This window comes from Yaniella halotolerans DSM 15476, from assembly GCF_000420805.1.
Classification (GTDB): Bacteria; Actinomycetota; Actinomycetes; order Actinomycetales; family Micrococcaceae; genus Yaniella; species Yaniella halotolerans.
The window spans coordinates 312825-329764 of sequence record NZ_ATVQ01000001.1; the positions used below are offsets into that span (position 1 = coordinate 312825).

A 16940-nucleotide genomic window follows, 5' to 3' on the forward strand; every position below is an offset into this window, starting at 1 on the left:
AGTTTATATTCCGCGACTGCGAAGTTCGTCATCACCAAACTCACCGGATGTCTCATCCGGGTTGCGTTGTAGGTGGATCACTGCTGAAATAACGCCGCCAAAGACGGTGACACATGCAATGACCATCATTGTGATTGCGATAGCACTCATGACTTGATCTCCTGTTCGGTGTCGTTAGCTGCGTGTTTGCCCTGCGTGAGGTCGGCGTCGTCCAAAAGGTATTCATTTTCCGACTGCTCGGTGTACAGCGCTGAGCCTTTCGCCCACGGAAGCAGTGACACAATAAACCCGATCACGATCAAGCTGACGGCCATCCCCCAGCCAAACGTGTTGACGTACCAATTTGGCATTCCCCCGTAGGGTTCATCAGCGGTCATCTGGCCAATGAATTCCAGCACCAAGGTGTAGCCCAAGACGACCGGAAGAACCAGACCAATCAGGAACTTATAAACCGTACCTAAGCGGAACGAGGATACCTTGTTCAGGTGATCCACCATGCGACCCAAACGGCGCAGTAACCAGGACACGGAAACAACCGCCACAAGGGCCGCTGCCACGATGCCGAACTGGTTCACGAAGTAGTCGGAGACGTCCAGCAAGTGCAGTCCCGATGTTGTGCCGAATCCAACCAGCGACAGCAACGCTAGAGCCACGCCAAAGGTCGATACGACGGTTACGCGAGACCAACCGGTTTTGTCTTTGACCGCGGACAGAGTAACTTCCAGAATCGAAATCATCGAGGTAAACCCTGCAAACAGCAATGAACCGAAGAACAGCACCCCGATAATTGGACCCAGCCCCAGTGGTGCCTGGGAAATAATTTCAGGGAATGCCACAAACGCCAGGCCGATACCAGATTCCACAACGTCGCCAACTGCGACGCCGGATGCCTGAGCCATGAATCCAAGCGCTGAGAAGACGCCGATACCTGCCAAAATCTCGAAACCGGAGTTCGAGAAGCCTACGACCATGCCTGAGCCCGTCAGGTTTGTCCGCTTTTTCAGGTAGGACGAATAGGTGATCATAATGCCGAATCCAACGGACAGCGAGAAGAAAATCTGGCCGTACGCTGCAACCCACACGCCCGGGCTGAGCAGTGCCTCCCAGTTTGGCGTGAACAGGGCGTCAAGGCCGCCTACTGCGCCTTCGAGCGTCAAGGAAATACCGACCAGAACGAGGAACATAACCACCAGGATTGGTATACCAATGGCCGAAGCAATACCAATGCCCCGTCGTACCCCGATACCCAGCACGATCAACACCGCAACCCAGATGGCCAACATTGGCCAAAAGACACCTGGGACGATGGTGAAGTCCAGGGAGGGAGTATCTGACACCTGCAGATACTCTTCGAAGAAGAATGCATTTGCATCATCGCCCCAGGCTTCAGTGGATGAAAAGAATATGTAGCTGGCGGCCCAGCCGAGAATAGCCGCATAATACAGTCCGATGACCACACAGATCATGGCTTTCCACCAGCCGATGGTCTCGGTCCATTTAGCCATCCGTCGGAAGGCTAACGGCGGGGACCCTTTAAACCTGTGGCCAATGGCGTAGTCAAAGAAGAGCAGCGGAATACCAGCCGAAAGCAACGCAACGAGGTACGGAATGATGAACGCCCCGCCGCCATTTTCATAGGCGATGTATGGGAAACGCCAAATATTGCCCAGCCCGATAGCGGAGCCCATGGCAGCCAGAATGAAAATCCAGCGGCCACCAAATGCCTCGCGCTTAGAGGACTCAACTGGCGCAGAAGTGGTTTGAGAGGACATGTTTACCCCTTATTGGACATGTGATGTGAGCCGAAGTCACAAGTGACTTACACCACTCAGGTTACGCCGTGTTGTCCCGGAGAACAATCACCACGACCCGTCCAACTCGATGCATAGGCCCATGGTCAACTACTGCAAGCATTCCCCTGTCGAAACGGGCTCAGATAACTGGGGTGCATCGTCGACGTAGCCTGAGATTTCTTCTGCCGTCAGAGCGTAGCCAACCTCGGTGTCTGAGGCGCGCGCGAAGATAACTCCCGCGACGTGGCCCTCGTCGTCAACAAGCGCTCCACCAGAGTTGCCCTGTCGCACATCTGCTGCCACCTGATAGACGTCGCGTAGCTGCGGATTTTCATCGTAAATATTCGCAACCGACGCGGGTCCTCGCGCTTGAACTTCCGCACCGGTGATCTGATGGGGCCCTCCTGATGGATAACCCAACACAAAGGCAGGCTCCCCTGGATCAATAACCTCCCCAAACTCTGCAGCCGGCAGCTCAGCCTCAGGTAGCGCTATGACTGCGACGTCAACTTCAGGGTCGAAAGCGACGACTTCCCCTGTGAAGAGTTGTCCGTCGTGACTTTCTACCTGTGGTTCTTCGACACCTGCCACCACGTGTGCGTTGGTCAGAACACGATCATTTGTCAGAGCGAAACCAGATCCCGTCTGGCTCTGACCGCAGCCATAAGCGCTCCCGGTAATCCGCACCGACGACTGGCTAGACTCTTCTACCGGCGTCGTAGCTTCCGGCCGAGTCTGCTCTACTTCCTGAGCGTTATCTTCTGCTTCTTCTGCTAAATCCAGTTCGGGCAGCTCTGAGGAATTCAGTACATCGGCCCGAACATCCGCAATCCACACCCGAGCGCCCTCGGGTGTGAGATCTGTCGTGAGCGCCACGATCTGCGAGTTCTTCAGCACACTGGTGATACCGGGGACGCCGACCGAGGCCACTGAGAAGGCAATGAGTGAAATCAGCAACCCTGCCACGGCGGTATTGCTGATCGCCCCTAAAAACCTATCGATGGTTCGCATGACCGGGTGGCTAATGTGGAGTCGCAGTTGCCCACCAATTTTGCGCCCCAACCACATCCCGAACCAGATGAGGACGGCCGTGACGGCCACCATAGTGATAATTCGGATAACCCCGGCCGGTACGAGTTCAACAATGATCGGCATAAGAAATAGCCCACCAAAAACTCCGGCGATGGCACCGGCGACGGTTCCCATGGTGACCCAAAAGCCACGGCGAAACCCGATGACGACGACAACGACGAGCACAAGGACAAGTGCCCAGTCAAGCAAGGAGAACCCTATAATGAGCCACCGTCCCATCGACCGTTCTTGGGGTGGTTATCGTGCCCTAAGCGTATCCGGTTTTGATCTTGTCTCAGAATGGCCTTGCCGATAGCGTAGTATTTTGGCTGAATTTGGGACTATCGTGGAGGAACAACGCGTCATCGGTTGTGACGATTTCCACATGGCCTTCTACATTCGATAGAATCGGCCAGAAGCCCACACCGAAAACCACTAGAATCTATGTGCCCGATTCGGTATGTATCAGCATTTCACAATCAGCTACACAGTTTCGGCCAGAGAATGAAGTCGGCCCACAAGGCCAGTAAGGAAACTACAAACCATGGATTTAGACGTATTGCGCAACGCACCGCTCTTCACCCACCTCGACGAGGAAGTGTTCAGCGCTCTTACCGCCGAGCTGACTGAAGTTGAGCTTTCCCGCGGCGCCTCAGTGTTCCATGAAGGTGACGATGGAGATCAGCTATACGTCATTTTGTCCGGAAAGATTAAACTCGGTCGCACCGCGCCTGACGGTCGCGAAAACCTTCTTGCCATCCTCGGCCCCGGAGAAGTTTTCGGCGAAATGGCGCTGTTCAACCCGGCGCCCCGCTCTGCCTCAGCTACCGCAGTATCCGCGACCAGCCTGGCCGGCTTGCGCCACGAAAACCTGCGGAAGGTTATTTACTCCTCACCAGAGGTTTCCATGCAGCTGCTCGGCGCTCTGGCCCGTCGCCTGTCACGGACCAACGAATCCCTGGCTGATCTAGTCTTCTCAGACGTTCCAGGACGCGTTGCCAAAGCCCTACTCGACCTTGCAGATCGCTTCGGCCGCCCAACAGCCGACGGCCTGCTGGTTGCCCACGACCTCACTCAGGAAGAATTGGCTCAGCTGGTTGGCGCCTCGCGTGAAACCGTTAATAAAGCACTTGCCGAATTCGTCCAGCGTGACTGGTTGCGCTTGGAAAACCGCGCCGTCATCGTGTTGGACTTGCAGCGTTTGCGCCAGCGCGCCCGCTAACCAATACCGAACCTTAAGCGCGTATGAGTCGAAGGATTTCCTTCGACTCATACGCGTTTAATGGAGCTTTTGAATTGCGGAGTTAGTCGTCAACCTTGACGATCATTTCGACTTCTACCGGGGCATTCATCGGTAACATTGCGACGCCGACGGCGGAACGTGCATGTGTTCCCTTGTCTTGGAAGATTTCACCTATGAACTCTGACGCACCGTTGACTACGATGTGCTGCTCTGCAAAATCTGCGGCAGACGACACGAAACCAACGACTTTGGTAATCTGCGAAATCTTATCCAGATCACCGACCTCGGCTTTGATTGCAGCCAGTGCGTTGAGGACACAGGTTCGCGCCAAGCCGGCAGCATCTTCGATGCTGACGGTGTCGCCAACTTTCCCCGTGCCGGCAAGCTTGCCGTCGACCAGTGGAAGCTGACCCGAGGTGTACACGTTGTCACCGTCGCGCATGGTGGGAACATATGCGGCAAGCGGCTTCCCAACTGCGGGCAGGGTATATCCAGCCTCTTCGATGCGCTGTTCAATAACGGACATGTCGCTCCTTCGTTACGCTTTGGGACGCTTCAGATACGCTACGGGAGCGTTGCCGTCTGGCCCAGGGATAACGGTAACTAATTCCCAGCCGTCGTCACCCCACTGATCAAGAATTTGTTTCGTTGCATGGATCACCAATGGAAGAGTGGCGTATTCCCACTTCTGTGTATTACTCATGCCTTAACCGTATCTTGCGCCGAGAGCTTTGGAACAGATTTGATCTTGTCGATCCGGTAGACTCCTCGCATGGCCAAAACGACGTCCTCAGGTACTTCTGTGCTTAAAAGCAACTCCGTGCTGTCGAAACTGCTCGCCTTCTTTGGTATCTCAGCGTTGCTGGGCGCCCTTGGTGCGGGCATGATGCTTCCGGCCGGGATGCTGACAGGAGCAGCTTCACAAGTCGGCACCGAGATGCTAGATAAGCTGCCAGCAGAACTTAACGAAGAGCCCATGTCCACACCGTCATCCATCCTGGATCAGGACGGCAACGAAATCGCGACCTTCTATGCTGAAGACCGAACTCCGGTGGAGCTCGATCAAATTTCTGATCACATGAAAGACGCGATCATCGCGATCGAAGACGAACGGTTTTACGATCACGCCGGTGTTGATGGCGAAGGGCTTGCTCGCGCGATGGTGCATAACGTCACCTCGGACACCCAGCAGGGCGCATCTACCCTGACGCAGCAGTACGTCAACAACGTTTTGGTCAACTACCAGAACCTCAACGGTCTACGCACGACCGTTTCCGGTACCAAGGAAATTCCGGATAAGCTTCGCGAAATGAAGCTGGCCGTGGCCGTCGAAAAGGACATGACCAAAGACGAAATTCTTGAGGGCTACCTCAATATCGTGCTGTTCTCAGGCCGCACCTACGGCGTTGAGTCCGCGGCACGGTTGTTCTTCGACAAATCCGCGGCAGATCTCAGCATTTCTGAATCAGCTCTTCTGGCAGGACTCGTACAGTCACCCAACGCGCTGAACCCTGACACCAACCCAGAAGGTGCGATGCAGCGTCGTGACCTGGTGTTGGGCAATATGTATCAGCAAGATCGCATCACCAAAGAGGAATATGACGAGGCCGTAGCAACTAACGTCGAAGACCAGTTGGATATGACTCCACTGCCCTCGGGTTGTATGTATGCCAAAGACGGTTTCGAATACTTCTGCGATTATGTGCAGCGGCTGATCCGTGCTGATCCAGCGTTTGGCCCAGATGTAGATTCTCGTCAGCGCATGCTTGACCGTGGTGGTCTCGAAATCACCACGACACTGGACTCAGAACTGCAGGAAGCTGCAGTGGAAACCGCTCGGAGTAACGTTCCGGCAGGCGAAAATGAAGGTGTTGGCGCTTCGCTCGTTACCGTCCAGCAAGATACCGGCAACATCAAAACGATGGCGCAGAACACCGACTACACCGTCAACTCCGAGACCCAGGGAGAAACCTCGCTCAACTTCGGGGTTGACCAGTCCTGGGGTGGAGGCGGTGGTTTCCAAGCCGGTTCCACACTGAAGCCTTTCGTCGCTATGGCCTGGATGGGCGCCGGAAATTCGATGCGAGACACCGTTGATGCCTCGCGCAACAACTACGATGGCGCCCAGTTCCCCGCATACTGTCTTGATGGCGGCTATGCAAAAATCGGTTCCGACGGCTGGCGTCCTCGAAACGCCATTGCCGATATGCACAAAAAAATGCGCATGGATTACGGCCTCTACTGGTCCATTAACACCGCTACCGTTGCTGCTGCCTATGAAACTGACCTGTGCTCCATCACAGACATCACGACCGCAGCCGGTATTGAAGGCGGAGCAACAGACGCTGGACCACTTGATCCATCAAACCCATCGTTCGTCTTGGGCGCCTATGAGGTTTCCCCGCTGACCATGGCGGCGGCATACTCCACGTTGGGCTCTGGCGGTACGTACTGTGAACCACGTGCTATCGAATCGATCGTTGATGCAACAGGTGAGGAATACAGTGTGCCACCGGTGCAGTGTTCTCCAGGTTCGCTTAACCCCGAGAACATCAAGGAACTCAACAACACGTTGACCCAACTGGCGGATGAGCGTATTTCCCGAGGCGAGTTGGACTTCCCAATTGCGGGCAAGACCGGTACCAATAACTACGAATCCTCAACGTGGTTCATTGGGTACTCCTCGGATCTGGCGACCGCTTCGTGGGTAGGAAATTATCAAGGCATCGGCTCCGATCATACGCTTCGTGGCCTCACCATTGGTGGCCGATACTTCGAAGATGCTTGGGGCTCACTCGTGGCCGGTCCGATGTGGGTTGACTACATGAAGGTCGCCGGACCAAAATACGAGACCGAACAATTCCCGACCTTCGATGGTCCAACCGGTAACCCTCGCACGATGGGGTCCACCGGTGGCGGATCATCGAATAACGGTGGTTCGAACTCGGATAACAACGATTCAGACTCAGAGTCTGAATCCGACTCCGGAAATGCCCAGAACACGGACAACAATGATGACTCTTCGGGAGACGAAGACTAGTGTCTGAAGCTTCAGGGTGGCCGCGCCGGATTGCTTCTGGCGCGGCCAAACTTTTTACCACCACAGCCCTTGTAGGGGCTTCGGCAGCCGTATTTGGCATTGTTTCAGCTCGCCAATTCGGTATACGCTACGCGACCCTTCCGCTCCTATCCGAAGGGCAAGAGCCGTTCCGGGTGCTGCATGTTGGCGATATGCACTTGGTCGCCGGTGACCGAAAGAAGATCGATTTTGTCCGACATCTCGCGGAATTGAAACCAGATCTGGTGGTCAACACCGGAGATAATCCAGGAGAGGTTGACGCTGTTGACGACGTCCTCGAAGCTCTGGCTCCACTGCTGCACACTCCCGGGGTGTTTGTCGCCGGGTCCAACGACTTTTATGGCCCGAAACCGGCCAACCCACTGCGCTACCTGCGTGCCCCGTCGGAATTTGACGGCGACTCCGAAACGCTGCAAGCCGTCGATGTGGGCGCCATGTTTGAAGCGTTCACCCGGACCGGCCAGTGGCACAAGCTGGGTAATACATCGATGACCCTGACCGTACGCGAGGACCTCCGGATCAATTTCGCGGGCACTCAGGATGCACACATGCAGGCTGACGCCTGGCCAGGATTTGACGACGCGGAACCTGGCGCATCGTTGAATATTGCCGTCACGCATGCACCGTATCGACGCGTCCTAGACTCGGCTGTTGCCGGTGGCGCTGACCTCGTGCTGGCCGGACACACGCACGGCGGACAAGTGGCGCTCCCCCGCTACGGTGCGATCGTCTCGAACTGTGATCTGCCCACCGGTTGGGCGTCGTCACTGTTCAGGTGGCGGTCTCGTGGGGCATCCGGGCTCGTTAATGTCACGGCAGGTATCGGAACCTCGCCAAAGGTTCCGATCCGCACCTTCTGTCCGCCAGAAGCCGTAGTCCTTGACCTGGTGGCTCGAGGCTAGTTGAACGCTCTGCCGGTCAACCGTCGATACGCCTCGAGGTAACGCTGCGCAGTCTTCTCCACGACGTCATCAGGAAGTTCCGGTGGCGGTGTATCCGATGCCTGATCCCAGCCGGATGCTTCCGATGCGAGCCAGTCGCGTACAAACTGCTTGTCGAATGACTCCTGCGGCCGCCCCGGACGGTACAGCTCAGCATCCCAGAATCGGGAAGAATCCGGCGTGAGGACTTCGTCGCCAAGAGTCATGACGCCGCGCTCGTCAACGCCGTACTCCACTTTGGTGTCCGCCAGAATGATCCCTGCGTTCCGGGCTATCCGCTCAGCGGTAGTGTACAGCTGCAAGGTTTTCACGCGAATATCATCAGCCGTCTCGTGGCCGATACGTGCCGTCATCACCGCAAAGCTAATATTCTCGTCGTGGTCCCCAACCGCAGCTTTGGCCGAGGGGGTGAAGATCGCGGGCTCAAGTTTCGACCCGTCGACCAGTCCGGCTGGAAGTTCAATACCTGTGACCTTGCCATTGGTGCGGTACTCCGCAAGTCCTGAACCCGTGAGATATCCTCGAGCGATGGCTTCGATCGGAAACATGTCCAACCGTTTGACGACCATAGCCCGGCCCGCAACAGCAGCAGGTACCTCGGTTGAAACCACATGGTTAGCGACATCGAGCTCATCTGCCAGACGCTCGAACCACCACAGCGAAAGCTGCGTGAGAATCTTGCCTTTATCCGGAATACCCGGCGCCAGAATATGATCGAACGCCGAGATCCGATCGGTGGCCACCACCAAGAGTGTGTCGGATTCCCCCGGCACGGAGTCCGCAGGTTCATAGAGGTTGCGGACTTTGCCGGAATAGATGTGTCGCCAACCCGGAAGTTGCACTGCAGTATCGGTCATAGCCTAGGCTCCTGGGATTGTGATGTCACCGTTAATGGCTTTTGCCGCAATATCCGTGCGGTAGTGGCCATTCGGGACAGAGATGTGTTCGACCGCAGCATAGGCTGTGTCGCGGGCTGCTGCCAGGTCGTCTCCGGTGGCAACCACGGTCAAAAGTCGTCCTCCTGAGGCTGTGAACTCACCGCTGGATCCAGCAGTCGTTCCGGCATGCAGAATTGAGACACCCTCAAGTTTGGCTGCATCAGCCACGCCCGTGATTTGCGCACCGGCCTGTGGTGCTTCCGGGTACCCTTCAGCCGCCATGACCACACCTACGGCACTGTGCTCGTGGAAGGTGACGGACGGGAAGGTGGCGCGCAGTTTGCCGTCGGCGGCGGCCTTGAGCAATTGGCCCAGCGGTGTCTTGAGTCGCGCTAAGACCGGCTGGGTTTCAGGGTCACCAAAGCGAGCGTTGAACTCGATGACCTGAATACCCTTGTCGGTAACGGTCAGGCCGCAGTACAGCACACCGGTGAACGGCGTGCCACGGTCTACCATCTCTTTCAGCACCGGCCGAGCGACCTGTTCCATGACGTCCTCAGTAAAGTTTTTCGGGAGCCATTCGAGCGGAGTATAGGCGCCCATTCCTCCGGTATTGGCACCCTCGTCGTTGTTGAAGACTCGTTTAAAATCTTGAGCGGGCGCCATCGCCACGCCATCGGTGCCGTCGGCGATCACAAAGACTGAAACTTCAGGGCCGTCGAGGAACTCTTCGACCAGGACCGGGTCGCCTCCCGAAAAAATGTCTCGGCCGTGCGCAATAGCTGCGTCGCGGTCGGAGGTTACGATGACGCCTTTTCCTGCGGCCAACCCGTCGTCCTTCACCACATAGGGCGCACCGAATTCATCGAGAGCTGTTTCAAGTTGCTCCAGGCTCACGGCCGTTTTCGCGTCCCCGGTTGGTACTCCAGCTGCGTGCATCACGTCTTTGGCAAACGCCTTGGACGATTCCAGTTTTGCGGCCTGGTGCGTTGGCCCAAAGACCGCGAAACCAGCAGCCTGGAGGGCATTCGTCACGCCAGCGGCCAGCAGAGCTTCCGGCCCGACGACCACCAGATCCGGTTGGAGTTCCTGGCAGAGTTCCACGACCAGCTGCGGCGAGGAAACGTCAACGGGGTAGACGGGAACTTCTTTGGCGATACCAGCGTTTCCGGGCGCACAGCGCACTTCAGATACCAGCGGATCGGCACGGAGGGCTTGCACAATTGCGTGTTCACGGCCACCTGGGCCCAAGACTAAAGTTTTCACGCCTCTTAGCGTAGTCGTTCCTGCCTGGTTGTTGGTCGGTGTGTCTGAAATTTATGCAAACGAATGGAGCACGGACACCGACTAGACTGCGAGGCATGGCATTCCAACGACACCACTTACCCTATGGCCGCGGACCGGGCCTGCCCCCGTGGCTTCGGATTGTCTATTTATGGCTCCTGGTCGCCCTGGGTAGCTCCTTCGTCTCGTGGGTTGGTTTCCGGGCGTTTACCGGGGCAACCCGCGGAGACATGGTCCCGGCGCTGCTCTCGTTGGGAATCGGCGCGGTGGCCGCAACGATTACGACCTGGGCCATCTATCGTCACAAGTCCAAACGTTAGGAGACGCCATGTCCGGACCGATTCGAGCCACTGATGTCGAACAGCTGGCCACAACCAGCCGAAACGGGTTTATTGAGAACCGATTTTTTGGTTCGGCCGTGGTAGTGGATCCCGAGGGAGTCATTATCGCCGACGTGGGTGATCCAGCGGCGGGAGTCTACGGACGTTCAGTGTTGAAACCTTTCCAGGCAATTGCTTCGCTGCGTTGCGGAGCAGATCTTGCAGGTGAAGGTCTTGCGTTGGCTGCTGGCTCGCACATTGGGTCCCCGTGGCATCAGGATATTGCCGCCGATGTGCTGGCGCAGGTGGGGTTGAGCGCTGCTGATTTACAATGTCCGGCGGGCTATCCGTCATCGGCATCCCAGGTTGCGTCGGCCGCTTTGCAGATGGCGCCCATCCCGTTGGAACGTACCCCGCTGGCGCACAATTGCTCGGGCAAGCACGCTGGGTTCCTCGCCGCCATGGTCGCTGCGGGCGCGGACCCTGCAACGTATTTGGACGACGAGGCGCCCGTCCAAACCGAAGTGGTGCGCGTTCTGGAACAGTACTGCGAAACATCTATCACGCACACCGGTATTGATGGTTGTGGCGCCCCCACGCCCGTGATGTCGCTCGCCGCGTTGGCCAGAGGTTTTGGCAAACTGGGACGAGCCGTGCACGATCGAAATGTTGAGCTTCCGGCTGCCATGGTCGCTCGCGCGATGCTGGACTACCCGGAAGCGGTGCAAGGAAAACACCGAAATGACACCGTGGTCCTCGAGTCCTTAGAGCTCATGGTCAAAACCGGTGCCGATGGTATCGTTGCGATGGCTGCACCGGATGGGACAGCGGTTGCGGTATCAATGATTGACTCGACCCATCGGGCGTCACACCTTGTCGCACTGGTGCTGCTGGCGCAGTATGCCCCGGACGCCGTTGCGTTGGAGACCATGAGCGACGTCGTGGAACATATTGCGCCACCTATTTACGGTGGCAACCAACGGGTGGGCGGGATCAAATTGAGCCCCGCCGTACTGAGACTCTTGAAATAAGCCGGAGGTGTTTGTGGCACGACGGAAAATTGACGTTACCAAGGGCGTAGCCGCGGTTCGCCAATGGGCCGCTGATCCGGCTGCAGCTGGACGCAATGTGCGCGCGATGGCGGTCCGGTATTCGCTTGAAGAGCTCGCCGAACTGGCACCGGGACGTTCCGTAGAAGTGCGTGTCCCACCGTTTGGTGTCACCCAGATCATCGAGGGAACCGTCCACACTCGTGGCACACCACCGGCAGTAATCGAAACGGATTCCGCCACGTGGTTATCTTTGATCACCGGGCAAGTGCCGTGGCCGGACGCTGTTGAAACCGGCAGCGTGGTTGCTTCCGGGCAGCGAACAGACTTGTCGTGGCTCCTACCGTTGGTCAAACTGTAACCAGACTTGTGAGTAACCTCTTACGACAGGCGCTAGAATGAAGGACACTATGGCTGACAGCACACCTCCACCCGTCGAATCCCAAGAACCCCAAGCGGACGCCCCGCAACAGATGGTCTTGCGCCGCGCCCCGAAAATCACTCCGTTTCTGGTATCGGGCGCCGTCCTTGGCGTCGTCGTCGCATTTTTCTGGGTTGGGATCGCCGGTAGCGTCGAAGAGTATTCACAAACCCAGACGGTATCGTTCTTCGCGGCCATCTTCGCCATCGCTGGAGTCACCATCGGCGCTCTGTGGTGGATGATTGTCGACCGGCGTTCCAAGCGTGCCATGGAAACCCTGTATGCACGTCCCACCGACGATCCAGCTGCCGCTGATATGGCGCTTACCGAAGAAGACTATGCGCTATGGTCGCAGTTCCAACAAAATGAACGTCTTGAGCAAGCACGCCGTGAGCAGTTTGCCCAGGCAAAAGCCGATGCCAAAGCCAAAAAACACAGCAAACGGAAATAGTTGATGAGCGATATTCTTACGGACGATTCACCCAAGGACGCCTGCGGAGTTTTCGGGGTGTGGGCCCCGGGTGAAGAGGTTTCCAAACTCGCCTACTACGGCTTATTCTCACTGCAGCATCGCGGCCAAGAGTCAGCAGGTATTGCGACTTCGACCGGAGAGCGCATCTCCGTGTACAAAGATCTCGGATTAGTGTCCCAGGTTTTCGATGAGGCCACACTGTCCTCTTTGACCGGCCATATTGCGATTGGTCACTGCCGGTATGGTTCCGAAGGTGCTGATAATTGGCGGTTCGCGCAACCCACTCTGGGTGCTACCGCCGATGACCGCACCGTTGCCCTGGGAATGAACGGTGCGTTGACCAACCGATCCGAGGTCAAAACCATGATTGACGACCGGTTCGGGGACGTCGATTCAGGCGAAATTGCCCAGGGCAATACCTCCGATACCGCGTTGATCACCACGTTGTTACACGGTCAACATGAGCGCCCACTGGAGACGACAGCCCCCGAGGTTTTTGCGTCGTTAGAGGGCGCTTTTTCGATCGTCATGATGTCGGAAAATACCCTCTACGCGGCCCGTGATCGGCATGGGTTCCGCCCACTCGTGCTCGGCCGGTTGGCCAGCGGCTGGGTCGTTGCATCTGAGCAAGCCGCCCTGGCGACCACGGGCGCGACCTTTATCCGCGAAATTGCTCCCGGCGAGATGATCTGTATCGATGCCGACGGTGTCCGATCTACCCGTTTCGCCCAGTCTGAATTAGCGCGATGCATTTTCGAATACGTGTACGTCGCTCGTCCGGATGCCGCGATTAATGGCCGCAGCGTCTACGAGTCGCGGCTCGAAATGGGCCGCCAGCTTGCCCAAGAGAACGTTGCAGAAGCCGACGTTGTGGTGCCGGTACCAGAATCCGGGACGCCGGCTGCCATCGGATACGCCGAAGAGTCAGGCATTCCGCTGGGCCACGGATTTGTAAAAAACTCTTATGTTGGCCGAACCTTCATCAAACCCTCGCAGACGTTGCGTCAGTTGGGTATCCGGCTCAAACTCAATGTGCAGCCGTCTGTGGTTGCTGGCAAATCGGTGATCGTCGTCGACGATTCAATCGTTCGTGGCAATACACAGCGCCAAGTCGTAGCCATGCTGCGAGAAGCCGGCGCTCGAGAAGTCCACGTCAAGATTTCTTCTCCGCCGGTGCAGTGGCCGTGTTTCTATGGGATCGACTTCGCGACACGGGCCGAGCTCATTGCAACCGGTGCTGGAATTGACGAAATTCGAGATTCCGTCGGCGCCGACTCACTGGCCTACATTTCACTGGAAGGCACCATTGCCGCCACCCAACAGGACGAAGACACCCTGTGTACCGCCTGTTTCTCGGGCAACTACCCCACCGAAGTCCCCCAGCTGACCACAGACAGGAAATAACGTGACTGACAAAAACTTGGGCGAGCCGATCACTTACGCTGCCGCTGGTGTCGATGTACAGGCCGGCGACGACGCCGTGGAACTCATGAAACACGCGGTAACCGCAACACATAGCAACCGTGTGCTCGGTGGTTTCGGAGGCTTCGCGGGCATGTGGGATGCCACCGCCTTGACCAGCTACCATCGTCCTGTCCTCACCACCTCCACCGACGGCGTGGGCACCAAGGTTGCCATCGCGCAGGCTATGGATATCCATGACACGATCGGGCAAGATTTAGTCGGTATGGTCGTCGACGACATTGTCGTTGTCGGGGCGAAACCCTTATTCATGACCGATTACATTGCCACCGGCAAGGTTGTAGCGCAGCGCGTCGCCCATATCGTCCGAGGCATTGCGACGGGCTGCCAACTTGCTGACACAGCACTACTCGGTGGCGAGACCGCCGAGCACCCGGGTCTTCTGGCTGACAACGAGTATGACGTCGCCGGTGCGGTCACCGGTGTCGTTGAAGCCGATAAAGTTCTCGGCCCAGAACGTGTGCAGACTTCTGATGTGGTCATCGCTATGGAATCTTCGGGCGCACACTCCAACGGGTACTCACTGCTGCGTTCTATTGTGGCGTCCAAAGGCTGGAGCTGGGATCAGCATATCGATGAGTTCGGCCGAAGCCTCGGCGAAGAGCTCCTCGAACCGACCAGGATCTACGCCAAAACGTGTTTGGGCCTGATCGATGAACTCAACACCGACGGCGACTTCGCATTACGCGGGTTCTCGCACGTCACCGGTGGCGGTTTAGCCGCAAACTTAGCCCGTGTTCTCCCACAGAGCACCATGGCGACAATAGACCGTTCAACCTGGTCACTTCCCGCCGTGTTTTCAGTCATGGCCGAAGCAGGGCAGGTACCGCAAGCCGATTTAGAGCGCACGCTGAATCTGGGGGTGGGCATGGTCGCTGTCGTTGCTGCCGACGCTGCTGACAAAGCACTGACCTGGCTAAACGCTCAGGGTGTGAAGTCCTGGCGCATTGGCGAAGTCGGACCGCTCGACGACCAAGCCGCCAACGCCGGAGACGATTTCGTCCAGGGTGCCAAAGGCGTTGACGGTGGTGGCGTACTGATGCACGGCGCCTACGCACAGTAGTTCTTTTCACTCCATAAGCACCAACGGCGCCGCACAAACTGTGCGGCGCCATTAGTGTATCCAGTGCTGGTTTCACTCATGCGAACGCTTACTTTGCGATATCGCGAAGTTCCGTTTTCCGGATCTTACCGGTGGATGACCGAGGCAACTCATCGATCAGGTGGAAAGCGTCAGGCACTTTGAACCCGGCCAATTCGGCACGACAATGTTCGCGCAAGTCGTCTGACGTTACCGAACCAGTTACCACAACATAAGCCACAGGGCGTTCGCCCCAGCGTTCATCAGCAATACCGATCACTGCGGCATCAGAGACGTCCGGGTGTCCGTGTAACACTCCTTCGACCTCGATCGACGAAATGTTCTCGCCGCCGGAAATGATGATGTCCTTGAGCCGGTCCATCAGTTGTATGTACCCGTCTGGGTGCTGTACCCCGATGTCACCGGTGTGGAACCAGCCTCCTGCCAAAGCCTCCTCGGTGGCTTCCGGGTTCTTGTAGTAGCCCGCCATGACGCCGTTACCGCGAATGACGACCTCACCTTGCGATTCACCGTCCGCAGGCAGTTGATTCCCATCTGGGTCCACAACGCTAACCTGTGAATTCTGAAGCATAGGGACGCCTTGGCGGGCTAACTGACGGGCACGCTGTGTGACGGTCAAGTCTGCCCAGTGATCTTGTGCTTCATTAATCGTGGCAGGGCCATAAGTTTCCGTGAGCCCATAAACGTGAACGGGCATGATTCCGAGGTTCTCGAGTCCCTCAATCACCGACGGCGGCGGCGCTGATGCTGCAGTGATCAACCTGACCGGGTGGGCAAGTTCTCGAGCCCGTTCTGCTTCAATAATGGATGCCGCGACAATGGGAGCACCGCATAGATGGGTAATGCCTTCGTTATCAAAGGCATCCCAGATAGCATCCTGACGGACAGCCCGCAGACACACATGAGTTGAGGCACTGGCTGTAGCACCCCAGGTCATCGTCCAACCGTTGCAGTGGAACATCGGCAGGGTCCACAAATACTTTGAGGCCCCGTCTAACCGATAATGTTGTGTATTCCCAAGTGCAGACAGATATGCACCGCGATGTGTGTACAGCACACCCTTTGGTGGTCCCGTGGTGCCCGAGGTGTAGTTGAGCGTAATGGCATCGAGTTCGTTGGCGACTTCGTAGCCATACGTATTCTGCTGAGTTTGTTCCGGAGCTGCTGACATGAAATCAGCATACGTGGGAAGCTGACCCGTTGGTTCAACGCCAAATTGCTCGTCTACCAATTCGATAACAGCCGGCGGGTTTTTCAAACTGGCAGCTGCATCAGACACGACGCCCGCTACTTCGGAATCAACAAAAACGATCTCCGATTCGGCATGTTCAAAGATATAGCCAAATTCGCGGCCTGCCAGTCTTGGGTTCAACGGATTCAGCACGGCTCCGATGAGCGGTACGGCATAGTGAGCCGCAAGCATTTCCGGTGTGTTGGGAGCAACGAAACTGACAATCTGCCCCGGCCTGACGCTCTTTGCCAGGGCGCGGGCTAACTGTTGAACTTCAGCTTCAAACTGGGCATATGTGCGACGGAGCGTGCCGTAAATGACCGCTTCGCGTTCGGGAAAGGTCGCAGCGCTGCGACCAAGAAAAGCCAGCGGGGTGAGATTTTCATAACTGGCCGGTGAGGCTGTCGTGGTAGTTGCGCTGGTTGAGGTCACAGATCGCCTTCCTTTGCGGGTTAAATTTCGCAGTTGGTGGTACTCAGTTTACCTAGATAAGCCGAATTCTGAACCATATCAGTACCCACAGCAGGCAGTTTTCCACACGAGGACACGTCGTGACTGTTTCTCCACATCAGAG

At 56.9% G+C, this 16940-nt stretch carries 17 protein-coding genes; 9 read left to right on the forward strand and 8 right to left on the reverse strand.

From position 1 onward, the window contains the following. Nucleotides 1-3: 3 nt before the first annotated feature. From G583_RS16500 to G583_RS0101535, 3 genes are all read right to left on the reverse strand, one after another. A complete protein-coding gene (locus G583_RS16500) occupies nt 4-150 on the reverse strand; it encodes a methionine/alanine import family NSS transporter small subunit (protein WP_022869431.1) in 147 nt (48 codons plus the stop codon). Beyond that, nucleotides 147-1772, reverse strand: a complete 1626-nt coding sequence (locus G583_RS13555; RefSeq protein ID WP_022869432.1) for a sodium-dependent transporter — start codon at nt 1770-1772, stop codon at nt 147-149. Before G583_RS13555 ends, G583_RS16500 begins: the two co-directional genes overlap by 4 nt. A 129-nt stretch (nt 1773-1901) precedes the next feature. Further along, nucleotides 1902-3074 (reverse strand): MarP family serine protease, encoded by a 1173-nt coding sequence (locus G583_RS0101535; RefSeq protein WP_169558752.1) that lies wholly within the window; start codon nt 3072-3074, stop codon nt 1902-1904. 334 nt (nt 3075-3408) lie between these two features. Between G583_RS0101535 and G583_RS0101540 the strand changes: the two genes are divergently transcribed. Continuing rightward, nucleotides 3409-4086, forward strand: a complete 678-nt coding sequence (locus G583_RS0101540) for a Crp/Fnr family transcriptional regulator (protein ID WP_022869434.1) — start codon at nt 3409-3411, stop codon at nt 4084-4086. Between the two features lie 82 nt (nt 4087-4168). On the opposite strand, the gene G583_RS0101545 is transcribed toward G583_RS0101540, so the two are convergent. After that, complete coding sequence (locus G583_RS0101545) at nt 4169-4633, reverse strand: RidA family protein (RefSeq protein WP_022869435.1); 465 nt, start codon at nt 4631-4633, stop codon at nt 4169-4171. A 12-nt stretch (nt 4634-4645) separates the two neighbouring features. Continuing rightward, nucleotides 4646-4810, reverse strand: coding sequence for a hypothetical protein (locus G583_RS16770; protein WP_169558753.1), 165 nt, complete (start codon nt 4808-4810; stop codon nt 4646-4648). A gap of 69 nt (nt 4811-4879) precedes the next feature. Between G583_RS16770 and G583_RS0101550 the strand changes: the two genes are divergently transcribed. Beyond that, nucleotides 4880-7147, forward strand: coding sequence for a transglycosylase domain-containing protein (locus G583_RS0101550; protein WP_029629168.1), 2268 nt, complete (start codon nt 4880-4882; stop codon nt 7145-7147). Beyond that, a complete protein-coding gene (locus G583_RS0101555) occupies nt 7147-8088 on the forward strand; it encodes a metallophosphoesterase (protein WP_022869437.1) in 942 nt (313 codons plus the stop codon). Before G583_RS0101550 ends, G583_RS0101555 begins: the two co-directional genes overlap by 1 nt. Here G583_RS0101555 and G583_RS0101560 read toward each other — a convergent pair. Together G583_RS0101560 and purD are read right to left on the reverse strand one after the other, a co-directional pair. Next, the gene (locus G583_RS0101560; RefSeq protein ID WP_022869438.1) at nt 8085-8984 is read right to left on the reverse strand and encodes a phosphoribosylaminoimidazolesuccinocarboxamide synthase; all 900 of its coding nucleotides are present in this window, start codon (nt 8982-8984) and stop codon (nt 8085-8087) included. The two genes, G583_RS0101555 and G583_RS0101560, sit on opposite strands and share 4 nt — an antisense overlap. A 3-nt stretch (nt 8985-8987) precedes the next feature. Then, entirely contained in the window at nt 8988-10271 is a 1284-nt protein-coding gene (gene purD / locus G583_RS0101565; protein WP_022869439.1) for a phosphoribosylamine--glycine ligase, read from the reverse strand. A 95-nt stretch (nt 10272-10366) separates the two neighbouring features. Here purD and G583_RS0101570 point away from each other — a divergent pair, with 95 nt between their 5' ends. The 6 genes from G583_RS0101570 to purM are packed head-to-tail and all read left to right on the forward strand — an operon-like array spanning nt 10367 to nt 15096. Then, entirely contained in the window at nt 10367-10609 is a 243-nt protein-coding gene (locus tag G583_RS0101570; protein WP_022869440.1) for a hypothetical protein, read from the forward strand. 8 nt (nt 10610-10617) lie between these two features. Next, nucleotides 10618-11640: an asparaginase gene (locus G583_RS0101575; protein WP_022869441.1), complete on the forward strand. Its 1023-nt coding sequence runs from the start codon at nt 10618-10620 to the stop codon at nt 11638-11640. A 7-nt stretch (nt 11641-11647) separates the two neighbouring features. Beyond that, nucleotides 11648-12019 carry a sterol carrier family protein gene (locus tag G583_RS0101580; protein WP_029629169.1) on the forward strand — a complete coding sequence of 124 codons (372 nt, stop codon included), beginning with the start codon at nt 11648-11650 and terminating at the stop codon, nt 12017-12019. 49 nt (nt 12020-12068) lie between these two features. Next, a complete protein-coding gene (locus G583_RS16110) occupies nt 12069-12530 on the forward strand; it encodes a hypothetical protein (protein WP_022869443.1) in 462 nt (153 codons plus the stop codon). A 3-nt stretch (nt 12531-12533) separates the two neighbouring features. Continuing rightward, the gene (purF, locus tag G583_RS13565; protein ID WP_022869444.1) at nt 12534-13955 is read left to right on the forward strand and encodes an amidophosphoribosyltransferase; all 1422 of its coding nucleotides are present in this window, start codon (nt 12534-12536) and stop codon (nt 13953-13955) included. A gap of 1 nt (nt 13956) precedes the next feature. Beyond that, complete coding sequence (gene purM, locus G583_RS0101595) at nt 13957-15096, forward strand: phosphoribosylformylglycinamidine cyclo-ligase (RefSeq protein WP_022869445.1); 1140 nt, start codon at nt 13957-13959, stop codon at nt 15094-15096. Nucleotides 15097-15184: 88 nt separating this feature from the next. Here the strand turns inward: purM and G583_RS0101605 are convergent, their stop codons facing one another. Then, nucleotides 15185-16798, reverse strand: coding sequence for an AMP-binding protein (locus G583_RS0101605; protein WP_022869446.1), 1614 nt, complete (start codon nt 16796-16798; stop codon nt 15185-15187). Nucleotides 16799-16940 lie beyond the last annotated feature (142 nt).